Annotated in this window: 18 protein-coding genes, 10 tRNA genes and 1 pseudogene; 21 read left to right on the forward strand and 8 right to left on the reverse strand. The window is 40.2% G+C overall.

Annotation, left to right across the window (positions count from 1 at the left end; translation table 11 throughout):
• Positions 1–56 precede the first annotated feature (56 nt).
• The 14 genes from H5120_RS05890 to H5120_RS05955 all read left to right on the forward strand — a co-directional run bounded on the left by H5120_RS05890 (position 57) and on the right by H5120_RS05955 (position 5,202).
• Entirely contained in the window at positions 57–1,004 is a 948-nt protein-coding gene (locus H5120_RS05890; protein WP_002958550.1) for a ribose-phosphate pyrophosphokinase, read from the forward strand.
• 149 nt (positions 1,005–1,153) lie between these two features.
• Positions 1,154–1,765, forward strand: a complete 612-nt coding sequence (locus H5120_RS05895; protein WP_002958549.1) for a 50S ribosomal protein L25/general stress protein Ctc — start codon at positions 1,154–1,156, stop codon at positions 1,763–1,765.
• Positions 1,766–1,784: 19 nt separating this feature from the next.
• Positions 1,785–2,369, forward strand: coding sequence for an aminoacyl-tRNA hydrolase (pth, locus tag H5120_RS05900; protein ID WP_002958548.1), 585 nt, complete (start codon positions 1,785–1,787; stop codon positions 2,367–2,369).
• A 53-nt stretch (positions 2,370–2,422) separates the two neighbouring features.
• The gene (ychF, locus tag H5120_RS05905) at positions 2,423–3,514 is read left to right on the forward strand and encodes a redox-regulated ATPase YchF (protein WP_007583951.1); all 1,092 of its coding nucleotides are present in this window, start codon (positions 2,423–2,425) and stop codon (positions 3,512–3,514) included.
• A gap of 454 nt (positions 3,515–3,968) precedes the next feature.
• Positions 3,969–4,045, forward strand: a tRNA-Met gene (locus H5120_RS05910).
• A 46-nt stretch (positions 4,046–4,091) separates the two neighbouring features.
• A tRNA-Leu gene (locus H5120_RS05915) sits at positions 4,092–4,176 on the forward strand.
• 39 nt (positions 4,177–4,215) lie between these two features.
• Positions 4,216–4,290: transfer RNA gene (locus H5120_RS05920), tRNA-Gln, on the forward strand.
• A gap of 5 nt (positions 4,291–4,295) precedes the next feature.
• Positions 4,296–4,372: transfer RNA gene (locus H5120_RS05925), tRNA-Met, on the forward strand.
• An 89-nt stretch (positions 4,373–4,461) separates the two neighbouring features.
• Positions 4,462–4,546, forward strand: a tRNA-Leu gene (locus tag H5120_RS05930).
• 40 nt (positions 4,547–4,586) lie between these two features.
• A tRNA-Gln gene (locus H5120_RS05935) sits at positions 4,587–4,661 on the forward strand.
• 71 nt (positions 4,662–4,732) lie between these two features.
• Positions 4,733–4,817 (forward strand) — tRNA-Leu (locus tag H5120_RS05940).
• A gap of 39 nt (positions 4,818–4,856) precedes the next feature.
• A tRNA-Gln gene (locus tag H5120_RS05945) sits at positions 4,857–4,931 on the forward strand.
• A gap of 71 nt (positions 4,932–5,002) precedes the next feature.
• A tRNA-Leu gene (locus H5120_RS05950) sits at positions 5,003–5,087 on the forward strand.
• 40 nt (positions 5,088–5,127) lie between these two features.
• Positions 5,128–5,202 (forward strand) — tRNA-Gln (locus H5120_RS05955).
• 41 nt (positions 5,203–5,243) lie between these two features.
• Here the strand turns inward: H5120_RS05955 and H5120_RS05960 are convergent.
• Together H5120_RS05960 and H5120_RS05965 are read right to left on the reverse strand one after the other, a co-directional pair.
• Positions 5,244–6,827, reverse strand: coding sequence for a bifunctional diguanylate cyclase/phosphodiesterase (locus H5120_RS05960; RefSeq protein ID WP_007585601.1), 1,584 nt, complete (start codon positions 6,825–6,827; stop codon positions 5,244–5,246).
• A 154-nt stretch (positions 6,828–6,981) separates the two neighbouring features.
• Positions 6,982–8,163 carry an FAD-dependent monooxygenase gene (locus H5120_RS05965; protein WP_182673862.1) on the reverse strand — a complete coding sequence of 394 codons (1,182 nt, stop codon included), beginning with the start codon at positions 8,161–8,163 and terminating at the stop codon, positions 6,982–6,984.
• Between the two features lie 244 nt (positions 8,164–8,407).
• On the opposite strand from H5120_RS05965, the gene miaB reads away from it, so the two are divergent.
• The 5 genes from miaB to lnt are packed head-to-tail and all read left to right on the forward strand — an operon-like array spanning position 8,408 to position 13,866.
• Positions 8,408–9,856 (forward strand): tRNA (N6-isopentenyl adenosine(37)-C2)-methylthiotransferase MiaB, encoded by a 1,449-nt coding sequence (gene miaB / locus H5120_RS05970; protein WP_182673863.1) that lies wholly within the window; start codon positions 8,408–8,410, stop codon positions 9,854–9,856.
• Between the two features lie 50 nt (positions 9,857–9,906).
• Positions 9,907–10,965, forward strand: coding sequence for a PhoH family protein (locus H5120_RS05975; protein ID WP_002958543.1), 1,059 nt, complete (start codon positions 9,907–9,909; stop codon positions 10,963–10,965).
• A 4-nt stretch (positions 10,966–10,969) separates the two neighbouring features.
• On the forward strand, positions 10,970–11,428 hold the full coding sequence (gene ybeY, locus H5120_RS05980; protein WP_182673864.1) for an rRNA maturation RNase YbeY: 459 nt from the start codon (positions 10,970–10,972) through the stop codon (positions 11,426–11,428).
• A gap of 22 nt (positions 11,429–11,450) precedes the next feature.
• Positions 11,451–12,335, forward strand: coding sequence for a CNNM family magnesium/cobalt transport protein CorC (gene corC / locus H5120_RS05985; RefSeq protein WP_182673865.1), 885 nt, complete (start codon positions 11,451–11,453; stop codon positions 12,333–12,335).
• Positions 12,316–13,866 (forward strand): apolipoprotein N-acyltransferase, encoded by a 1,551-nt coding sequence (gene lnt, locus H5120_RS05990; protein ID WP_182673866.1) that lies wholly within the window; start codon positions 12,316–12,318, stop codon positions 13,864–13,866. Before corC ends, lnt begins: the two co-directional genes overlap by 20 nt.
• A 207-nt stretch (positions 13,867–14,073) precedes the next feature.
• Here the strand turns inward: lnt and H5120_RS05995 are convergent, their stop codons facing one another.
• From H5120_RS05995 to H5120_RS06015, 6 genes and pseudogenes are all read right to left on the reverse strand, one after another.
• Positions 14,074–14,358 carry a hypothetical protein gene (locus tag H5120_RS05995; protein WP_182673867.1) on the reverse strand — a complete coding sequence of 95 codons (285 nt, stop codon included), beginning with the start codon at positions 14,356–14,358 and terminating at the stop codon, positions 14,074–14,076.
• 24 nt (positions 14,359–14,382) lie between these two features.
• Positions 14,383–14,838: an ATPase gene (locus H5120_RS06000; RefSeq protein ID WP_182673868.1), complete on the reverse strand. Its 456-nt coding sequence runs from the start codon at positions 14,836–14,838 to the stop codon at positions 14,383–14,385.
• A gap of 205 nt (positions 14,839–15,043) precedes the next feature.
• Entirely contained in the window at positions 15,044–15,274 is a 231-nt protein-coding gene (locus H5120_RS20190; RefSeq protein ID WP_259397828.1) for a hypothetical protein, read from the reverse strand.
• Positions 15,275–15,781 (reverse strand): annotated as a pseudogene (locus H5120_RS20195) (alpha/beta hydrolase); the annotation flags it as partial.
• Positions 15,782–15,804: 23 nt separating this feature from the next.
• Complete coding sequence (locus H5120_RS06010; RefSeq protein WP_182673869.1) at positions 15,805–16,815, reverse strand: RDD family protein; 1,011 nt, start codon at positions 16,813–16,815, stop codon at positions 15,805–15,807.
• Between the two features lie 152 nt (positions 16,816–16,967).
• On the reverse strand, positions 16,968–18,053 hold the full coding sequence (locus H5120_RS06015) for an alkene reductase (protein WP_182673870.1): 1,086 nt from the start codon (positions 18,051–18,053) through the stop codon (positions 16,968–16,970).
• A gap of 180 nt (positions 18,054–18,233) precedes the next feature.
• On the opposite strand from H5120_RS06015, the gene H5120_RS06020 reads away from it, so the two are divergent.
• Together H5120_RS06020 and H5120_RS06025 are read left to right on the forward strand one after the other, a co-directional pair.
• Positions 18,234–19,010, forward strand: coding sequence for a hypothetical protein (locus tag H5120_RS06020; protein ID WP_182673871.1), 777 nt, complete (start codon positions 18,234–18,236; stop codon positions 19,008–19,010).
• 67 nt (positions 19,011–19,077) lie between these two features.
• Positions 19,078–19,602: a CIA30 family protein gene (locus H5120_RS06025; RefSeq protein ID WP_182673872.1), complete on the forward strand. Its 525-nt coding sequence runs from the start codon at positions 19,078–19,080 to the stop codon at positions 19,600–19,602.
• The last annotated feature ends 18 nt before the right edge of the window (positions 19,603–19,620 follow it).

Here is a 19,620-nt window from a genome sequence, read left to right on the forward strand (position 1 = left end):
AGTGATATTTATCATTGCCCGTTAGTCCAAATATTCAGTGCCTGAGGAACCCTACCGTGCCTGACATGAAGCTCTTCGCTGGTAACGCAACACCTGAGTTAGCTCAAAAAGTTGCAAAACGTTTATATATTGAATTAGGCGATGCTGTTGTTGGCCGTTTTAGCGACGGTGAGATCAGTGTTCAAATAAATGAAAATGTTCGTGGCTCGGACGTTTTTATCTTGCAATCAACCTGTGCCCCTACAAACGATAACCTGATGGAACTTATCGTTATGGTTGATGCTCTACGTCGTGCATCTGCAGGTCGTATTACTGCCGTCATTCCTTATTTTGGTTATGCGCGCCAAGACCGTCGTGTACGTTCTGCTCGTGTTCCAATTACCGCTAAAGTTGTTGCAGATTTCTTATCAAGTGTTGGTGTTGACCGTGTTCTTACGGTTGATTTACACGCTGAACAAATCCAAGGCTTCTTTGATGTACCTGTAGATAACGTATTTGGCAGCCCTGTATTACTTGAAGATATGAAAGAACGCGACTTTGAAGACGTCGTTGTTGTATCTCCAGATATCGGTGGTGTTGTACGTGCTCGTGCAATTGCAAAACTACTAAATGATACCGATTTAGCAATCATTGATAAACGTCGCCCTCAAGCAAATGTTTCTCAAGTAATGCACATTATTGGTGACGTTGAAGGTCGTGATTGTATTATCGTAGATGATATGATTGATACCGGTGGTACATTGTGTAAAGCCGCAGAAGCTCTTAAAGAACATGGCGCTAAGCGTGTATTTGCATACGCAACACACCCTATCCTTTCAGGTAAAGCAGCCGAAAACTTACGTGACTCAATGATTGATGAAGTAATTGTAACTGACTCAATCCCGCTATCTGATGAGCTTAAAGCCCTTGATAAAGTTAAGGTACTTACGCTTGCTGACATGTTAGCAGAGACTATTCGTCGTATTAGTAACGAAGAATCTATCTCAGCGATGTTTGAACACTAAAATTAAACATTCCTGAATATAAAAGCGCCTTTTGGCGCTTTTTTTGTAAGCGATGTTTATTTTATCTGGGCGTGGTGGTATGATAGCGCGCCTTTTGGCTAGGGACCTTGGTCGCAAAGGCCCTACACATTTAAATAACTGGAGACATCATGTCTAACAAAACTTATACGTATAACGCTGAACTTCGCGTAGAAACTGGTACTGGTGCGAGCCGCCGCCTACGTCGCGAAGACAAAGTTCCTGCAATCCTTTACGGAGCTGATAAAGAAGCTTTATCTCTTACTTTTGCTCATAAAGATATGATCAAAGCTCAAGAAGACGAAGGTTTCTACACGCATATCCTTACGCTTAACGTTGATGGCGAAGCTGTTGAAGTAATCTTAAAAGATATCCAACGTCACCCATTCAAGCCTAAGCTTACTCACCTTGATTTCCAACGTGTAGATGCTACTCATAAATTTCAAACTAAAGTTCCTCTACACTTCATCGGTGAAGAGATTGTAACTAAAGCTGGCGCAACTGTTGTTCACCAGTTAACTGAAGTTGAAATTACGTGTCTTCCAAAAGCACTTCCAGAATTCATTGAAGTAGATGTTTCTAAGTTTGTTGTTGGCGATTCAGTTCATATCTCTGACCTAACTTTCCCTAAAGGCGTTAGCTCTGTAGATTTAGCTAAAGGCGAAGGCCATGATCAGTCTATCCTGACTATCAAAGCAAACAAAGCAGCTCCAGTTGAAGACGACGCTGCAGCAGCAGAATAATATTTAAGGTCTCGCAACCTTGAATTCTATTCAAATGCTTGTGGGCCTGGCTAATCCAGGCCCCGAATACGCAAACACACGCCACAATGCAGGTGCTTGGTTCATCGAGCAAATCGCTGCACGCTATAACTGCACTCTAAAACACGATCCTAAATATCACGGCCTTACAGGCAAAGTGATCATTCAAGGCCAAGAATTCAAATTATTGATCCCCACTACTTACATGAATTTAAGTGGTAAAGCGGTCAGTAGTTTAGCTAATTTTTTCAAAATCCCTGTCGAGGACATTTTAGTTGCCCATGACGAATTGGATTTAGACCCAGGCGTTGCCAAATTAAAAAAAGGTGGCGGGCATGGCGGTCATAATGGTTTAAAAGACATTATTGCAAAAATGGCAAATCAAAAAGACTTTATGCGCTTGCGCATTGGTGTAGGTCATCCGGGGCATCGTGAAATGGTAACTGGTTGGGTGCTTGGAAAAGCGGCCAAAGAAGACCAAGAAAAGATGGATGCTGCTGTTGATGAAGCAGTTCGTTGCATGGAAATACTTGCAAAAGATGGTGTGTTAAAAGCACAAAACAGACTACATTCGTTTAAACCCTAGTAACTTGGGTCCAAGTACACCGTTTAAACGAATTCTAAACAAGGTATCTTACTATGGGTTTTAAATGTGGCATCGTTGGCTTGCCTAACGTAGGTAAATCAACGCTTTTCAATGCACTAACTAAAGCGGGTATTGAAGCCGCTAACTTTCCTTTTTGTACCATTGAGCCTAATACAGGTGTGGTACCTGTGCCAGATCCTCGTCTAGACGAACTTGCTAAAATAGTTAATCCTCAACGAGTTCTTACCACCAGTATGGAATTTGTAGACATTGCTGGCTTAGTAAAAGGCGCATCTAAAGGTGAAGGCCTTGGTAACCAGTTTTTAGCTAACATTCGTGAAACCGATGCAATTGGCCACGTAGTTCGCTGTTTTGAAGATGAAAACATCATCCACGTAGCAGGCACTATTGACCCTGCTGACGATATTGACGTAATCAACACTGAGTTAGTACTTGCTGATATGGATAGCGCTGAAAAAGCCCTTTTCCGTAATTCAAAAAAAGCAAAAGGTGGCGACAAAGACGCTAAAGAGCAAAATGCTGTACTTGAAAAAGTAAAAGTGCATCTTGACGAAGGCTTAACTTTACGTGGTCTAGCACTAACTAAAGAAGAAAAAGCAGCAATCAGCTCTATTAACTTCTTAACGATTAAACCAACAATGTATATTGCAAACGTTGCTGAAGATGGTTTTGAAAATAACCCATACCTTGACCGCGTACGCGCTATTGCCGCAGCTGAAGATGCGATTGTTGTTCCTGTATGTGCCGCTATCGAGTCTGAGCTTTCAGAACTAGATGACGAAGACAAGCTAGAGTTTATGGCTGATCTTGGTCTAGAAGAGCCAGGTCTTAACCTTGTTATTCGTGGTGGTTATGAATTACTACAATTACAAACTTATTTCACAGCTGGCGTAAAAGAAGTACGCGCATGGACAATCCCTGTAGGTGCAACAGCACCACAAGCAGCGGGTAAAATCCATACCGACTTCGAGCGTGGCTTTATCCGTGCGCAAACTATTGCTTTTGACGACTTTGTTGCCTTTAAAGGTGAAAGCGGCGCAAAAGAAGCAGGTAAGATGCGTCAAGAAGGTAAAGAGTACATTGTTAAAGACGGCGATGTAATGAACTTCTTGTTCAACGTATAAGTCAAATGAAACCGAATTAGTATTGGTAATAATTTTAAAGGCTCGTTTTTACGAGCCTTTTTTGTACCTCCAACGTTATAAACTTATAAAATTGATATAGCCCCAACCTAAATGCCTACGTTTAATTTAAAAAACACACTGCGCAGAAGATCAAACCTCAATAATAAGTACCTCTTAAACAAATTAATGTTAAGATTTAACCTGAGCGTAATAATTTGTCGAATAATCAAACAGCTTCAAACTATTGGTTTTTGCTTTTTTTATTTAGCGACAAATTTTGTATGTGAATTGCACTCAAAAAATCATCATTTTTATTAAAATTTAGCCGCTTAGCTTAATTTTCCTGCAAACAAACACAGTTAAGTGTTTTTTTGCAAAAAAGGTGTTGACGAATTTGGGTCATATCAGCATAATACGCCCCGCACTCAGCGATGAAGTGCTAACAAAAAAAGATGGCTAAGTAGCTCAGCTGGTTAGAGCACATCACTCATAATGATGGGGTCACAGGTTCAAATCCCGTCTTAGCCACCATATTTTTTTGTTGCTCAATGAAGAGTTTAAAATAACTACCTTGTGTGCGGGAGTGGCGGAATTGGTAGACGCGCTGGATTTAGGTTCCAGTATCTTAGGATGTGAGAGTTCAAGTCTCTCCTTCCGCACCATAATTCTTGATAAGAATTAAAACTATCAATTGTTATTGTTGGGATATCGCCAAGCGGTAAGGCACCAGGTTTTGATCCTGGCATTCCCAGGTTCAAATCCTGGTATCCCAGCCAACAATGGCTAAGTAGCTCAGCTGGTTAGAGCACATCACTCATAATGATGGGGTCACAGGTTCAAATCCCGTCTTAGCCACCATTTCTTTTTTTAGAAGTGGCTCTGCAAGAGTTAAATTGCACTCAATGAAGAGTCTAAAATAACTACCTGTGTTTCATAACACAAACGATGCGGGAGTGGCGGAATTGGTAGACGCGCTGGATTTAGGTTCCAGTAACTTCGGTTGTGAGAGTTCAAGTCTCTCTTTCCGCACCATGTTCTTGATACGAACTAAAAATATCAATTAATTCTTTGTTGGGATATCGCCAAGCGGTAAGGCACCAGGTTTTGATCCTGGCATTCCCAGGTTCAAATCCTGGTATCCCAGCCAACTTCTTCTACCAAGGAAAGTTGGATAAAAGAATAACTCTTGCTTAGAGTTTAAATGAGCAAATTAGTGATGCGGGAGTGGCGGAATTGGTAGACGCGCTGGATTTAGGTTCCAGTATCTTAGGATGTGAGAGTTCAAGTCTCTCCTTCCGCACCATGTTCTGATAAGAACTAAAATTATAAAAGAATTCTTTGTTGGGATATCGCCAAGCGGTAAGGCACCAGGTTTTGATCCTGGCATTCCCAGGTTCAAATCCTGGTATCCCAGCCAACTTCTTCTACCAAGGAAAGTTGAATAAAAGGATTACTCTAGCTTAGAGGTTAAATGAGCACATTAGTGATGCGGGAGTGGCGGAATTGGTAGACGCGCTGGATTTAGGTTCCAGTATCTTAGGATGTGAGAGTTCAAGTCTCTCCTTCCGCACCATGTTCTTATTAAGAACTAAAATTAATATCAAATTTATAGTTGGGATATCGCCAAGCGGTAAGGCACCAGGTTTTGATCCTGGCATTCCCAGGTTCAAATCCTGGTATCCCAGCCAATTTGACTCCCCTGTCTAAAACTTCTCAATACTCATTAAATTCAACTTACTTTTTCTGCACTTAAATAAACATTTATAAATTCATCTATATTTATTGGTTTGCTATATAAATACCCTTGTAAATAATCACAGTTAAGACTCAACAACGCCTGTTCTACCTCTTTAGTTTCTATTCCTTCAGCAACTACATCGCAATTTAATCGACTCGCTAAAAACAATGTAGATTCTACAATGGCGTAATCAGGCGAGTTAGTAAGCATATCTTTGACAAACGACTGATCAATTTTTATTTGATTGATTGGCAGCTCTCTTAATAATGACAGTGACGAAAAGCCAGTACCAAAGTCATCAACACTAAATTTAAACCCGCGCATACTCAACTGTTGCATCATTTTTCTTGCTGCGGGTATGTTTGTCATCATTGCACCTTCTGTAATTTCAAAAATTAACGAGTCGCTTAATGTAGGGTCGGTTGCGAGTAAACTAATTATAAAATCGTAAAACTCGCTGCTTTCAATATCTTTAGTCGATAAGTTGACATGTATAGTACCGGTGAAACCAAATAGCTTGAGCTTTCTAATATGATTAACGGCTTCTTGTACAACCCATTTCGATAAAGGAAAAATAAGCCCTGTACGCTCAGCTACGGTTATAAACTTTTCTGGACTAATAAAGCTACCATCATCTTGCGGCCATCGGATAAGCGCTTCTAGGCCATGTAATTGCAGATCTTTAGAGTCCATTATGGGTTGTAAATAAAGCTCAAACTCATCTTTATGTAATGCCACTTTAATTTTGGCTGATAAATCAAAAAAGTCCTCAGCTCGTTTACCTATTGCAGATGAGTAATTTACCAAAGGTTGAAATGTTTTTTTAGCTTCATGCAGTGCCAAGTCAGCTTTTTTTAATAGCTGATCGGGCAATCGGCTATCATCAGGAAAACGGCTTACGCCTATACTTAATTGTATTTTAACCATTTGCTCATTCGTACAAAACGGACTTTTGACGGCTGAGTTTATAATGTTTACACAATAATTCATGCTTTCATCTGTATCGGTATGCAATAAAAAAGCAAACTCATCGCCACCTATTCGATATAACTTAGCAATGCCGCATAATTCTTTATTTAATTTATTGGCAAATGCAGCCAAAAGTTGGTCACCACACTGATGCCCAAACGCATCATTAATTTGTTTAAAGTTATTTAAGTCGATATAAAATAGTGAAAATGGGGAAGGATATTCAACTTGTTTACTTAAAGATTTAAAAAATTTATCGCGGTTAGGTAGAGTTGTTAAGTTATCGTGCTCAGTTTGATATTTTTGATACTGCGTTGCTTGCTCTATTTTAAGAATACTTTTTAAGCTCAGTTTAATAACTAAAAAAACAAACCCACCACCGCCAAGTAACAACATAGCCACCATATTCATAACGACGGGTGCAATGTCGTGGTTTGAAAAATAATAAAGTATCCACCAATACCCTATAATAAAAAAAATAATAGCGCATAGCAGTACACTCCATGCTCTTTGCGATGTTTTTTTGCAAACTTTAACGGTTGTTTTTAAGCTAGCAACAAGTAGTAGCGCACCTAAAATAATTATTACTGTAAAAAAATTATCCACACACAGGCTCTTTAAAGTTATTAAATTGCGATTTAGTGATGTAACATCAGTTAAATTAAAACCGTGTTCAATATAGCCGAGTCACTATTTGCTGACTTAAAAACAGACATAAAAAAAGGCTCATAAATGAGCCTTTTTAATCTCTACTTTAAATTTAGCCTAAATCACCGCTAATTGCGTATTTTAAAACCCAGTTTTTTATAGGGCCTGTATTATTAGCCATTTTTAAAAACTGGCTACGTGCCCATTTAAGTGGCGCGACTTGGTTAGAAAAGCCAAAGTAACAAGCATCCATCATGCTCATCATTAATAAATTAGCCTTACGGCGAGCTCGCTCGTATTCTTTAAGTTTTAGTGGGCAACCTATATCTCCTGCTTCGTTTAAAACCTCAGCAAGTGCCACTACATCCTGAAAACCTAAATTTACCCCCTGCCCTGCAAGCGGATTTATTGTATGTGCAGCGTCACCGACTAAAACCAAGCGCCCTTGTGAATAGTTGTTAGCGTGTTGGCGAGTAAGCGGAAATACTGCATGGGTTTGTACTTCAAAGTCTCCAGCAAGTTCAGGAAATTTATTCAGAATGTGCGTTTTTAACTGAATTGGGCTTAGCCCTTTAAATGCTTGCAATGTATTTGCATCGTCGTACCAAATTAAATTAGCGTACGGTGCCTGCATTGGTAAAAATGCTAACGGCCCACTTGGTGTAAACTGTTGCCATGTTTTAATTTGTTGCGGCGCATCGAGTTTAATTAACACCCCCATGCAATGCTGTTGGTACTGCCAACCCGTAATACCAATATTCGCCTTATCGCGCAGCTGCGATTGCCCACCATCGGCGGCAATTACTAAATCAGCCGTATAGGTTTGATCACCATACACAAGCGTAATTAAATCATCCGTTTGCTCTATTTTAGTAATAGGTGTGGCTTGCTCAATAACCTCAATTTTATAATGATCAAATTGCTGCCATAAACTTGCTTGAATTAAACTATTTTCAATTAAGTGGCCTAAATGCGTGGTGTTTATATAGGCGCAGTCAAACAATAAATTATCACCACCGCGCTCAAATGCCTCTAATTGCTCATAAGGCGCTATGCGGTTTTGCCTTAAAAGCGGCATTGCTCCTAATTCATCAAGTAAATTTTCTGAAAAACGATTAATAGCCGACACTCTAATATCAACCTTATCACTACTAAGAATCTGTGATGGATCTATTAGGTGTTTTTCGATTATGCGTACGCCAAAGCCCTGTTGAGCAAGCTTTATCGCCATAGCCGCGCCAACCATGCCACCACCAACTACTATCACATTATTTTTAGTCATGTTTTTCATCATTTTATTATTACTTGAGTCTGTTTTGATTGTATCAAAATTAATTTGTTTTATACCAGAGGATATCCCTAACAGCTGATTAAACTCGCCTCGTATTGATTTGAGATCACAAACATGAAAACTATACTTGGATCTGGACGGGTATCCAGCTAAAATACGCCTCCTTTAAGTGAGCATGCTTGCTCCTTAATCCTGTTTCAAGCACATTTTTGTGCCACTATCGAATTGAACACGAGGCTATATTTCAATGAGCAAAAAGCTGCATATTAAAACCTGGGGTTGTCAGATGAACGAATACGACTCTCAGAAAATGGCTGAACTTTTAGATGCCACCAACGGCTACCAGCTAACTGAAGATGCAACAGATGCCGACGTAATCTTACTTAACACCTGTTCAATTCGTGAAAAAGCACAAGAAAAAGTATTTCACCAATTAGGTCGCTGGAAGTTATTAAAAGACGACAAGCCAGATTTAATCATTGGTGTAGGTGGTTGTGTTGCCTCACAAGAAGGTGACTCTATTCGCCAACGTGCACCATTTGTAGATGTTATTTTTGGTCCGCAAACGCTACACCGTTTACCAGAAATGATTAAACAAGTGCAAGGCGACAAAGGCTCATCGGTTGTTGATATTTCATTCCCAGAGATTGAAAAATTTGACCGCCTGCCAGAGCCAAAAGCAGATGGCCCATCTGCTTTCGTATCAATTATGGAAGGCTGTTCTAAGTACTGTACTTTTTGTGTTGTACCTTATACTCGCGGTGAAGAAGTTAGTCGCCCAGTAGATGACGTACTACTTGAAGTTGCACAACTTGCAGAGCAAGGCGTACGTGAAGTAAATCTTTTAGGTCAAAACGTAAACGCATACCGCGGCGATACGCACGATGGCGAAATTTGTTACTTCTCTGATTTAATTCGTCTTATAGCAGCTATTGATGGTATTGACCGTATTCGTTACACCACATCGCACCCGGTAGAATTTACCCCAGATATAATCGACGTTTACGCCGATGTACCAGAGCTTGTAGATCACTTACATTTACCAGTACAAAGTGGTTCAGACCGTATATTAAACCTAATGAAACGTGGCCATACGGCAATTGAATACAAATCGACAATTCGTAAGTTACGTAAAATTCGTCCTAACTTAAGTATGTCGTCAGATTTCATTATTGGTTTCCCAGGCGAAAGCAAAGAAGACTTTGAAGCAACCATGAAGCTTATTAGCGACATAGGTTTTGATATGAGCTTTAGCTTTATTTACAGCGCACGCCCAGGTACGCCAGCGGCAGATTTGCCAGATGACGTAACAGAGCAAGAGAAAAAAGAACGCTTATACTTACTACAAAACCGTATTACACAAATGGCGCAGCAAATTAGTCGTCAAATGTTCGATACAGAGCAACGTATACTTGTTGAAGGTCCTTCTAAGAAGAACCCTATGGAATTACGTGGCCGTACAGAAAACAACCGTGTAGTAAACTTTATTGGCCCGCACACAGTGATCGGACAGTTTGTTGATGTACGTATTACCGAAGCACTACCTAACTCTTTACGTGGTGACTTAATTCGTACAGAATCAGAGATGAACTTACGACGTGAAGTCGCTCCTTCAGCTATTTTAACTAAAGCTGCAGCTGCAGAGCCAAAACCAGACACTGTTAACGAAATTGGCGTAGCTACTTTCGTTCCTTAGTCACACAATTAGCGCCAGTTAACGCTGGCGCAGTACTATAGGAAGCAATTTTGAGTAATCAGTTAAAAACATTAGAGATTTATTTAGAACCTGCCGATAACAAACGCCTATCTTCTTTATGTGGCCCGTTTGACGAAAACATCAAACAAATTGAACGCCACCTGGCTGTTGAAATAATTCACCGTGACAACTTTTTTAAAGTAACCGGTAAACTACACAACTGCGCCGGCGCTGTAGAAATCTTAAAAAACCTTTATGTTGATACTCAGCCAGTTCGTGGTGTTTTAGGCGAAATAGAACCCGACGCCGTTCATTTAGCTATTACCGAATCAAAAGCCTTAGAGCAAGATGCATCCAGCAGCGCTTATGGCAAAGAAATGGTTATTAAAACCCGCCGTGGTGTTATTAAACCACGTAACGACAACCAAGGTGTTTATGTGGCTAATATTTTAAACCACGACATTACCTTTGGTATTGGCCCTGCAGGTACTGGTAAAACTTACCTTGCAGTTGCAGCCGCCGTCGACGCTCTTGAGCGCCAAGAAATACGCCGTATATTACTAACACGCCCTGCTGTAGAAGCAGGCGAGAAGCTTGGCTTTTTACCTGGCGATTTAAGTCAAAAAATAGACCCATACCTGCGCCCTCTTTACGATGCGCTTTTTGAAATGCTAGGTTTTGAAAAAGTAGAAAAACTCATCGAAAAAAATATCATCGAAGTCGCACCGCTTGCTTACATGCGCGGACGTACTTTAAACGATGCCTTTATTATTTTAGATGAAAGCCAAAATACCACCGCCGAGCAAATGAAAATGTTTTTAACCCGTATAGGGTTTAACTCAAAAGCGGTGATTACAGGCGATATTACACAGGTCGATTTACCTCGTGGTACACGCTCAGGCCTTCGCCATGCAATTGAAGTACTTGATGGCGTAAACGAAATTAGCTTTAACTACTTCAAAGCCCACGACGTAGTACGCCACCCTGTTGTAGCACGCATAGTTGAAGCCTACGAGCGTAACGACGAAAGCGAGCGACTTAAGCGCATTGAAAAGCAAAATGCAAAAGACGCACTCGCTGCTCTTCAACAGCCTACTACTAAAGAGTAATACTTTGACAACCGAACTTGATTTACAAATAGCCTGTGAGTTTGACAACCTCCCAAGCGAAGAACAATTTGCACTATGGGCCGACAAAGCCCTTAGCCAATACCGTGATGAGTCCGAACTCAGTATCGTTATTAGCGACGAAGCGCAATCGCAACAACTTAATAACGACTATCGCGGTAAAAATAAACCGACCAACGTACTGTCGTTCGAATTTGAAGCACCACCAGGCATAGATATTCCCTTGGTTGGTGATTTAATTATTTGCCCAGCCATTGTATTAGCTGAAGCAATTGAGCAAGAGAAGTCATTTCATGACCACTTTGCCCACATGGTTATTCACGGATGCTTGCATTTGCTTGGATTTGACCATATAAAGAGTGAAGACGCTTTTGAGATGGAAAGCATCGAAAAGCAAATACTTTCAGAGCTAAACATAGCAGACCCATACCGGGACGATATTTAAATTAACGGAGCAATTAGACGCAATGAGCGACGGTAACTCGCAATCTAGCCAGGGTTCTTCTGGCAAAACGTGGTTGGGCAGAATAGCCCAAATGTTGCAAGGGGAACCCCAGAATAGAGAAGAGCTGGTCGAAGTTATTGCCGATGCGCAAGAACGAGACGTAATCGATCCTGAAACAAAAGAGATGATAGAAGGTGTGCTTGGCGTGTCTGAGCTTAAAGTGCGAGACATAATGGTCCCGCGCTCACAAATGATCACTCTTGAGATAGACAGCCCGCTTGAAGAGCTAATTCCAATGATGGTTGACTCAACTCACTCACGCTTTCCTGTGGTGATTGAAGATAAAGATCATGTAGAAGGGATATTACTCGCAAAAGATTTACTGCCACTGATCTTAAATAAAGACGAGCATTTACCATCAATACGCGATTACTTACGCCCAGCAATGGTAGTACCTGAAAGCAAACGCGTAGATACCCTACTAAACGAATTTCGTCAGCAACGCTACCACATGGCTATTGTTATTGACGAATACGGCGGTGTATCGGGCCTTGTGACAATCGAAGACATTCTTGAAATAATCGTTGGCGAAATCGAAGATGAGCATGACGAAGAAGAAGATCAACAAGATATTCGACAGCTTGCTAAGCACGTATACGTAGTACAAGCGCTTACCCCTGTAGATGACTTTAACGAGTACTTTAAAACAGGTTACAGCACCGACGAAGCCGACACCATTGGCGGCACTGTATTACATGCATTTGGCCATATGCCAAGTCGCGGTGAAACAATAGACATAGAAGGTTATCAATTTAAGGTAACCAACTCTGACAATCGTCGTATCTTACAACTGCAAGTCACCGTACCTAAGGTTGATGAAAACGACAGTGAAGACTCAGCTAACTAAACTCACCCTGTTAGCAAAAGATAAAAAAGCATGGCTCGCACTTATTGCGGGCCTTGTTTTAACTTTTGGCTACGCCCCCTTTGAAATTTGGTCCATTGTATTTATTAGCCTTGGTACCATAATTTTTTGCGTTAATCCTAATAATACCGGTAAAGCACACGCAAAAACCGCCGCTAAATATGGCTTTATATTTGGGCTAGGCTGGTTTGGTGCGGGCATAAGCTGGGTACATGTTTCTATTGCCACCTTTGGCGGTATGCCGCTTATAGCGTCGCTCTCGTTAATGGCTTTTTTGTGCTCATACTTAGCATTATTCCCCGCCCTTGCCTTTTGGGCAACTACACGCTTTGCCAGTGGCCCTAAAAGCTTTGGCGCATTACTAATTGCCTGCTTTGCAATTAGTGAATATTTACGTGGCACCGTACTTACCGGTTTCCCGTGGCTAAGTTTTGGCTATACACAAACCGACGGACCACTCAGGCTGCTTGCATCTTATATTGGCGAGTTTGGCCTAACCCTCGTGTGTATCGCAATTGGTTTTGCACTTTATCGCTTAACCCAAAAAGATTTTAAAACCCCGGCTGTTACTGCGACAGCTGTTGCACTTATTTTTACAGGCGCAAGTACCACAGGCAGTATTCATTACACAGATAAAAACATGTCAGTATTGCTCGTACAAGGCAACATACAGCAACACCTGCGCTTTGAGCCAAGTGAGTTTTGGACCACAATGAGCAAATACCAAGACATGACACGCCCACATTGGGATGCCGACTTAATAGTATGGCCAGAAGCCGCAGTGCCTGAAATAGAAATGCTTGCTGATTCCTACCTAGCCAATTTAGACAGTGCAGCTTCGTTTAATAACACTGCCCTTGTAACCGGTATTGTTGATTACCAGCGAGACACCAAAAATATATTTAACACCTTAATTGTTGTCGGTAATAAAGAGCGCGGCGACGAGCATGGGCATTACCATTACCTTGATAAAAACCGCTATCAAAAACACCAGCTATTACCCATTGGCGAATTTGTGCCGTTTCAAGACTTTTTGCGCCCTATCGCCCCATTATTCGATTTGCCTATGTCATCGTTTACCCGTGGCGACAAAGTACAAAACAACTTACGCGCCAATGGCTATAACTTACTCCCTGCTATTTGCTACGAAATTGTTTTTGCCGACTTAGTGCGCGGTAATTACAAAAGCGACTCCGACCTACTCTTTACGGTAAGTAACGATGCCTGGTTTGGCGACTCTATTGGACCTTTGCAACACATGCAAATAGCCCGTATGCGCGCGCTCGAACTACAGCGCCCTCTAGTGCGTGTTACTAACAATGGTGTAAGCGCCGTATACGACCCTATAAGCCACACTCAACAAACCATGCCTCAGTTTGAAGCTACAACATTGAAAGCCAACATTAAGCTCATAAAAGGCGACAGCGTGTACAGCCAATACGGCAATGTGTTTGTGTGGGGATTTGTGTTGTTGATGGGAGTTGTTGGGTTTGGGGTTAGGTTGAGAAAGTGAATTAAAATTAATAGCTGTCGGTGGACAGCTATTTAAAAAAGGTGTTTATTTAAAACTTGTGTAATCTGGTCATTTGAATACTTTTGAAGAGCCATATCAATTGCACTTATAGTTAAATTCAAAGATGAGTCCCTATTTGATGAAAAGGGATTCGATGTTACTTTTACACATTTTAAAATTTCTTTATTATCACTATTCACCGAGCACCTATTTATCAAGGAACATTTTAATAATTGTTTGTATCTTACTAATTGTTTCTAAACTCGCTCGACGCTCTGCTGATAAACAACTGTAATTACCGATATTATTAAAGTGAATTATCGTTTTAGATAGCGCTTCATTACCAAGCTTTAGATAATTATTGACCTCTTCATCTAGTAGTTTATAAGTTGCAGCTGTTTCAGTATGCATAGAACCGCTAAGTTGTTGAATATAATAATCATCATTATTTTTCAATAAATACCACAAAGAACCTACTTCAATGAGCTTCATAAAGCCTGCCTTATCCTTTATAACTTACAAACCAAGCCACTTAAACTTTAGCTTTGCTGAGTGCACTCTACTCACCTGTGGCCTCAGTAGATTACAATGAATATCAATATAGCTACTTTTATTTGGTTCTATAAAAATATCATCGCTTTTACCTAAACAATTACCAACAAACTTTCCGTTTTTATCGAATGTAGATGCTATAACACCACCTGCATATATGCTTTCATTGGTGATATTTTTTAACTCGGCAGTTATTCTTACTCGCCCATTTTCTTTAAAGATATCAGAAAGGGTAAGTTTATAATCACTATTTAAGTCGTCAGTGCCCTCCAATGCTTTATTTGATACCTGCTCTTTAAAGCCACTATCAACTTCTGCGGCTATTGTTAGCGCGTACACACTGATACCACTGAGTGTTGCTATTACAAACCCTATCCCCCAAAAAAAGCCCTTTATAGCCTCATTAAAATTATTACTCATTTAATTCCCTTTTAATTTTTCACTACTAAATTTCGTTAACAATATACCCAAAATTACTCCTTTCACTAACCTAGTATATAAATTAAGACTTATTTTTGTAATAAGCTTTTTAAACCATAGTACCAACTAAGCGCTGCCACCGTGCCATGAGTTTCTTCTTCAAAGTAACGTTGATTTATATATAAACTGTTACTCGGGTGCGCTTTTAGTTTTTAGCAAGCTCTAAGCCCCATTTATAATTAGCCTCTCCAATTTCACCAAAAGCTGCATTATTAGCAAAAGTAAAATATACATTGCCTTTAAGCTGCTTATTTATAAGCTGTTGCTCGTCAAAATAACGATTGAGATAATTATTATCCCAAAGGTAGGCTGCATCAATAATTAAGTAATCAGTAAATAAAGAGTGATTTGTAAGTAAAACATAACTTGCGAACAAGCCGCCGAAAGATTCCCCAATTAATACCCGCTTATTTGATGTACGGTAATTTTTATTAATGAAGGGAATAAGTTCTTATTCAAAGAAAGCGGTGTAGTTTGCGGCATTGCCAATTTTTTCAAATTTCTCTAGTAGCTTGCCGTTAAAAGTCCAATCGACATTGGTAGGGGTAAAGTCGCGCTCTCTTATCGCATTTTTACTATTAGGAACAGCGACAATAATTGCTTGTTGAATTTGTTTTTCTAGCCGCTCAGTACTGAGTGCTTCAACAAGCCCCGCTAAGGCTTTTAAATGGGTTGGGTCGCCATCAAGCAGGTAAATAACAGGATATACTCGTTCGAGGTTTTGCTTGTAGCTTGGCGGTAAATAAACACTATAACTGCGCTGCTCACCTAAAATAATAGACTTAAGCTGATGTTTTTTTGCTAACACAATATTTTCTGACGCATACGAAGCTGTAATAAAATACAGATAACTAAACGCCATTAATAAAGCTTTCATAACCATCCTTGTAATTAATAAGAGCAAACTTAACTTTTTACAGTCTCTTCTACCGTTTCCACATTTACAACTTGATTCAAGTTACCTTTAATAACCACAGTGGCTGATATTTTATCTTGAATAGCTTGCCTGTTTGGGTCCCAATATATCTGTAAAAACCCTAACAAGCCTGTGGCAAAGCCTGCACCGTAGCCGCCGTAGCGACCAAAACAATCTAATAAACCTAATGGCTCACCGCTTAAGGCAACCACACGAATATTACATACCTTTTTACCCGGTGTTTGGCCGCGCCAAAGTAACGAGAACAACGTAAAGTAAACAGCAGCCCAGCCAAAACCTAAGCCCAAGTCTTGAATAATGCCTTTACTCCACTGCAAAATACTATTTGTGCTTGCTTGTGCAGGTTTTTCTTCTATTAACTGCGCAGGCTTTATTTCGTTATTTTCACTGAGTACTAAAAGTTGTAAAAGTACGGTAGCAAGTTGTGGGTTTTGTAGGTCGTCCATTTCTGCTAATTTAGGTACTTGCCCAATTAAATTATCAAGCGCGTTTTGTTGGCAAGATTGCTCACAGCTGTCATCGGCTGTTTGCGCTAAATAAGTATTTACCTGTTGTTTTTCTGTGGCGGTAAGCTGAATTTCATCTTGTATTTTTACGCCCTGAACAGCTAAACCTTGATCAGCGTTATCGTCTTCTAGGTAATCAATGCCAATTGAAAGCACAGTAAGTGCGCTTACAAACAAAATACTTGCTGCCGTTATTTTTAATATTCTTCGCCACACATTCGACATTTTTGGAAGGTATTGCTGTGCCGTACCTTTATAAAAAGCCATAGCCGCGACAAATGCTATTAGAGCAGCGCTAAGCTTGGCCGCTAAAAATATCAGTGCAACATCAATAATAATCGCTAGTGCACGCTGAATAGGTGTAGCTAAAGGCAAGCCCAGTAAAGCGCTGTCAATTTTAAAAGCGTAGGGTGTAATAACTTCTCGGGTTTCAGAATTTGATAATTCTAATTGTTCTATTTCTTTGGCTTTCATTTATTTTCTTGTTATTAAAATAGGTAACCCGGTTAACTTACGCGTTTTTTATTTTTTGCTCAAGGTAAAGCTATTAGAATCAATGCACAAAAAAGGGCTGCATAAAATGCAGCCCTTCATGTTTTTACTCAATGTTAATTACTTACTAGCAATTATACCGTTGGATAATCGGTATAGCCTTGTTCTTCGCCACCAAATAAGGTGTCGGGGTTGTGGCTGTTAAGAGGCTTGCCTTGCTTTAAGCGTGCTGGTAAGTCTGGGTTTGATACAAACGGGCGACCAAAGCCAATCATGTCGGCCCAGCCTTCGCTAAGTGCGTTGTCTGCGCGCTCTTTGGTGTACTTGCCTGCGTAAATTAATACACCACTGAAGGCTTTGCGAATCGATTTTTTAAACTCAACACTCATTAAAGGTGCGTCATCCCAATCGGCTTCGGCTATATGCATGTAACCTACACCGGCTTTATTTAGTGCCTCAGAAACCGCTAAGTAAGTTTCTTCAGGGTTTTCGTCTACTGTGCCATTAAGAGTTGTTAACGGGGCAAGTCTTACGCCTACTTTGCTGCTACCAATTTCGTCGCTAACAGCATGTACCACTTCAATTAAAAAGCGTATTCGGTTTTGCACACTGCCACCATATTCATCGGTGCGAGCATTTGACTCTGAGTCTAAAAATTGATTAATAAGGTAACCATTTGCAGCATGAAGCTCTATGCCATCAAACCCTGCATTAACTGCATTTTTAGCTGCTTGGCGAAATTCGCCTATGACATGCGTAATATCTTGTTTGCTCATTTCGCGTGGGAGTTGGGTGTCTACAAACCCCGGTGAGCCGTTTGTATCTACAAATACTTTTACGTCTTTTGCGGCAATGCCCGAGGCTGAAATAGGCTGCACGCCACCGGTGTTGTCACTGTGGGTAACACGGCCAACATGCCAAAGCTGAGCAAACATCACTCCACCAGCGCTATGTACTGCGCTTGTTACTTTACTCCAGCCTGCAACTTGCTCATTTGAATAAATACCCGGAGTCCAAGCGTAACCTTTACCAAGCTCACTAATTTGTGTTCCTTCGCTTACAATTAGTCCGGCACTTGCGCGCTGTGCGTAATATGTTGCCATTAAGTCGTTGGCTATATCGCCAGGCTGCGTTGAACGCGAGCGAGTCATTGGGGGCATAACAATACGGTTTTTTAATGTTTTACCTGCAAGTTCTATTGGTTCAAAAAGTAATGTCATAATGCCTCCTAAGTTTGATTGCGCTCATAATAACGTAACCAAGCACATGCAAAAACAACAAAAACTGCAAAATAGTTTTGTTGTATCTGCAATAAAGCCACAAAGTAAAACACATTAACTTTAGGTGAACTAAATGTATTTAATTGACTCTTAACAGCACTATTAAGTTGAGGGTTTGATGTGAATAAAGGGAATGCATGGCCGTGGGTTATCTCGTTGTGTATACACGCTATTGTGTTGTACTTTTTGTTTTCGCAATCTATTAAAGTTGCGGCGCCAAAGCAGGGAAAAAACGCAATAATACAGGCCTATGTTACGGTTAATTTAGCAAGCCTACCTAAGCTAAGCTCAGTTGTTACAACAGCTAATGCGCCAGATATAAAACCTGTAAACACTAAAACTGATGCACCAAATTCAGTGACCTCTAACACTACACCTATAAAAAAAGATTCTACAAAAGCCAAAGTAAGGGTGACTAAAAAATCGCAAGCCAAAACCATCACGTTACCAAAGGCACAAACAGACCTTAAAAAAGACCCTGTAAAACCTGTTGAACCCCTGTTAGCTGAGCCTTCAAAGCCTACAACAAAAGCCTCTCAAACATTTAAAAAGCTAAATCCATACGCGCCGCTATTTGGCTCTCCTGTAAATAATATGACTCATAAAAAAATAGTCTCCTTTGGTGAAGATAAAAGCTCTGAAAATGATGAGATAAACAATAAGCCCACTATTAAAACGCCAGTAAAATCTGATAATTCAGAAGTTATTAGCCAAAATACAACTGGCACACGACGATTAGAAAAATTTAATGGTAAATGCTATTTAATTGATACTTCAACCGTATTTGGTAGTAATGGCATGCCACAAGGTAGCGGTAAACCCTGTCCTGAGGATAAAACTGATAAAGAAATTATGTTTGAAAAAATCATGAAAAAATGGAGCCGTAAAAATAATTAGCTTTAAATAAGTGAACAAATAATATGTTTATCCGTATTGACAAGCTTAAAGTAATTAGGAGTAAGCCATGACCACCAAACAACTATCCTCACTTTTTGTATTTAATTTATTAGTTGTAAGTGCACAAGCTAATGCAAACCAGCGCTGGTACGTTATTAACGACTCAGTAATGGGCGGTGTATCTAATAGCCAAGTAACACAAACTCAAGAAAGTTTGCTTTTTACAGGCAATGTTTCGCTTGATAATAACGGCGGTTTTGCATCAATACGTACAGAGCTAAATACACAAAGCCAAAATACTAAAGCTATAGTTTTGCGTGTTAAAGGCGATGGACAAACCTATCAGCTCAGGCTCAGAACAACTAATTACCTTGATGGCGCAGCGTACACTCACTCATTTAAAACTGTAAAAAATGAATGGGTAGATATAAACTTTGCTCCGAGTGATTTTACTTTAACGTATCGCGGTCGCGTGCTTGAGCAACAACCGATTATTGATTTTGATGATATAAAACAGCTAGGCTTTATGATTGCAGGTAAGCAAGAAGGTAAATTTAAACTTGAAGTGGGTAAAATTGAGTTTAAAAGCTAGCCCACCAGCATGTTGGTG

Source organism: Pseudoalteromonas sp. SR43-2 (genome assembly GCF_014163885.1).
Taxonomy (GTDB): Bacteria; Pseudomonadota; Gammaproteobacteria; order Enterobacterales; family Alteromonadaceae; genus Pseudoalteromonas; species Pseudoalteromonas distincta.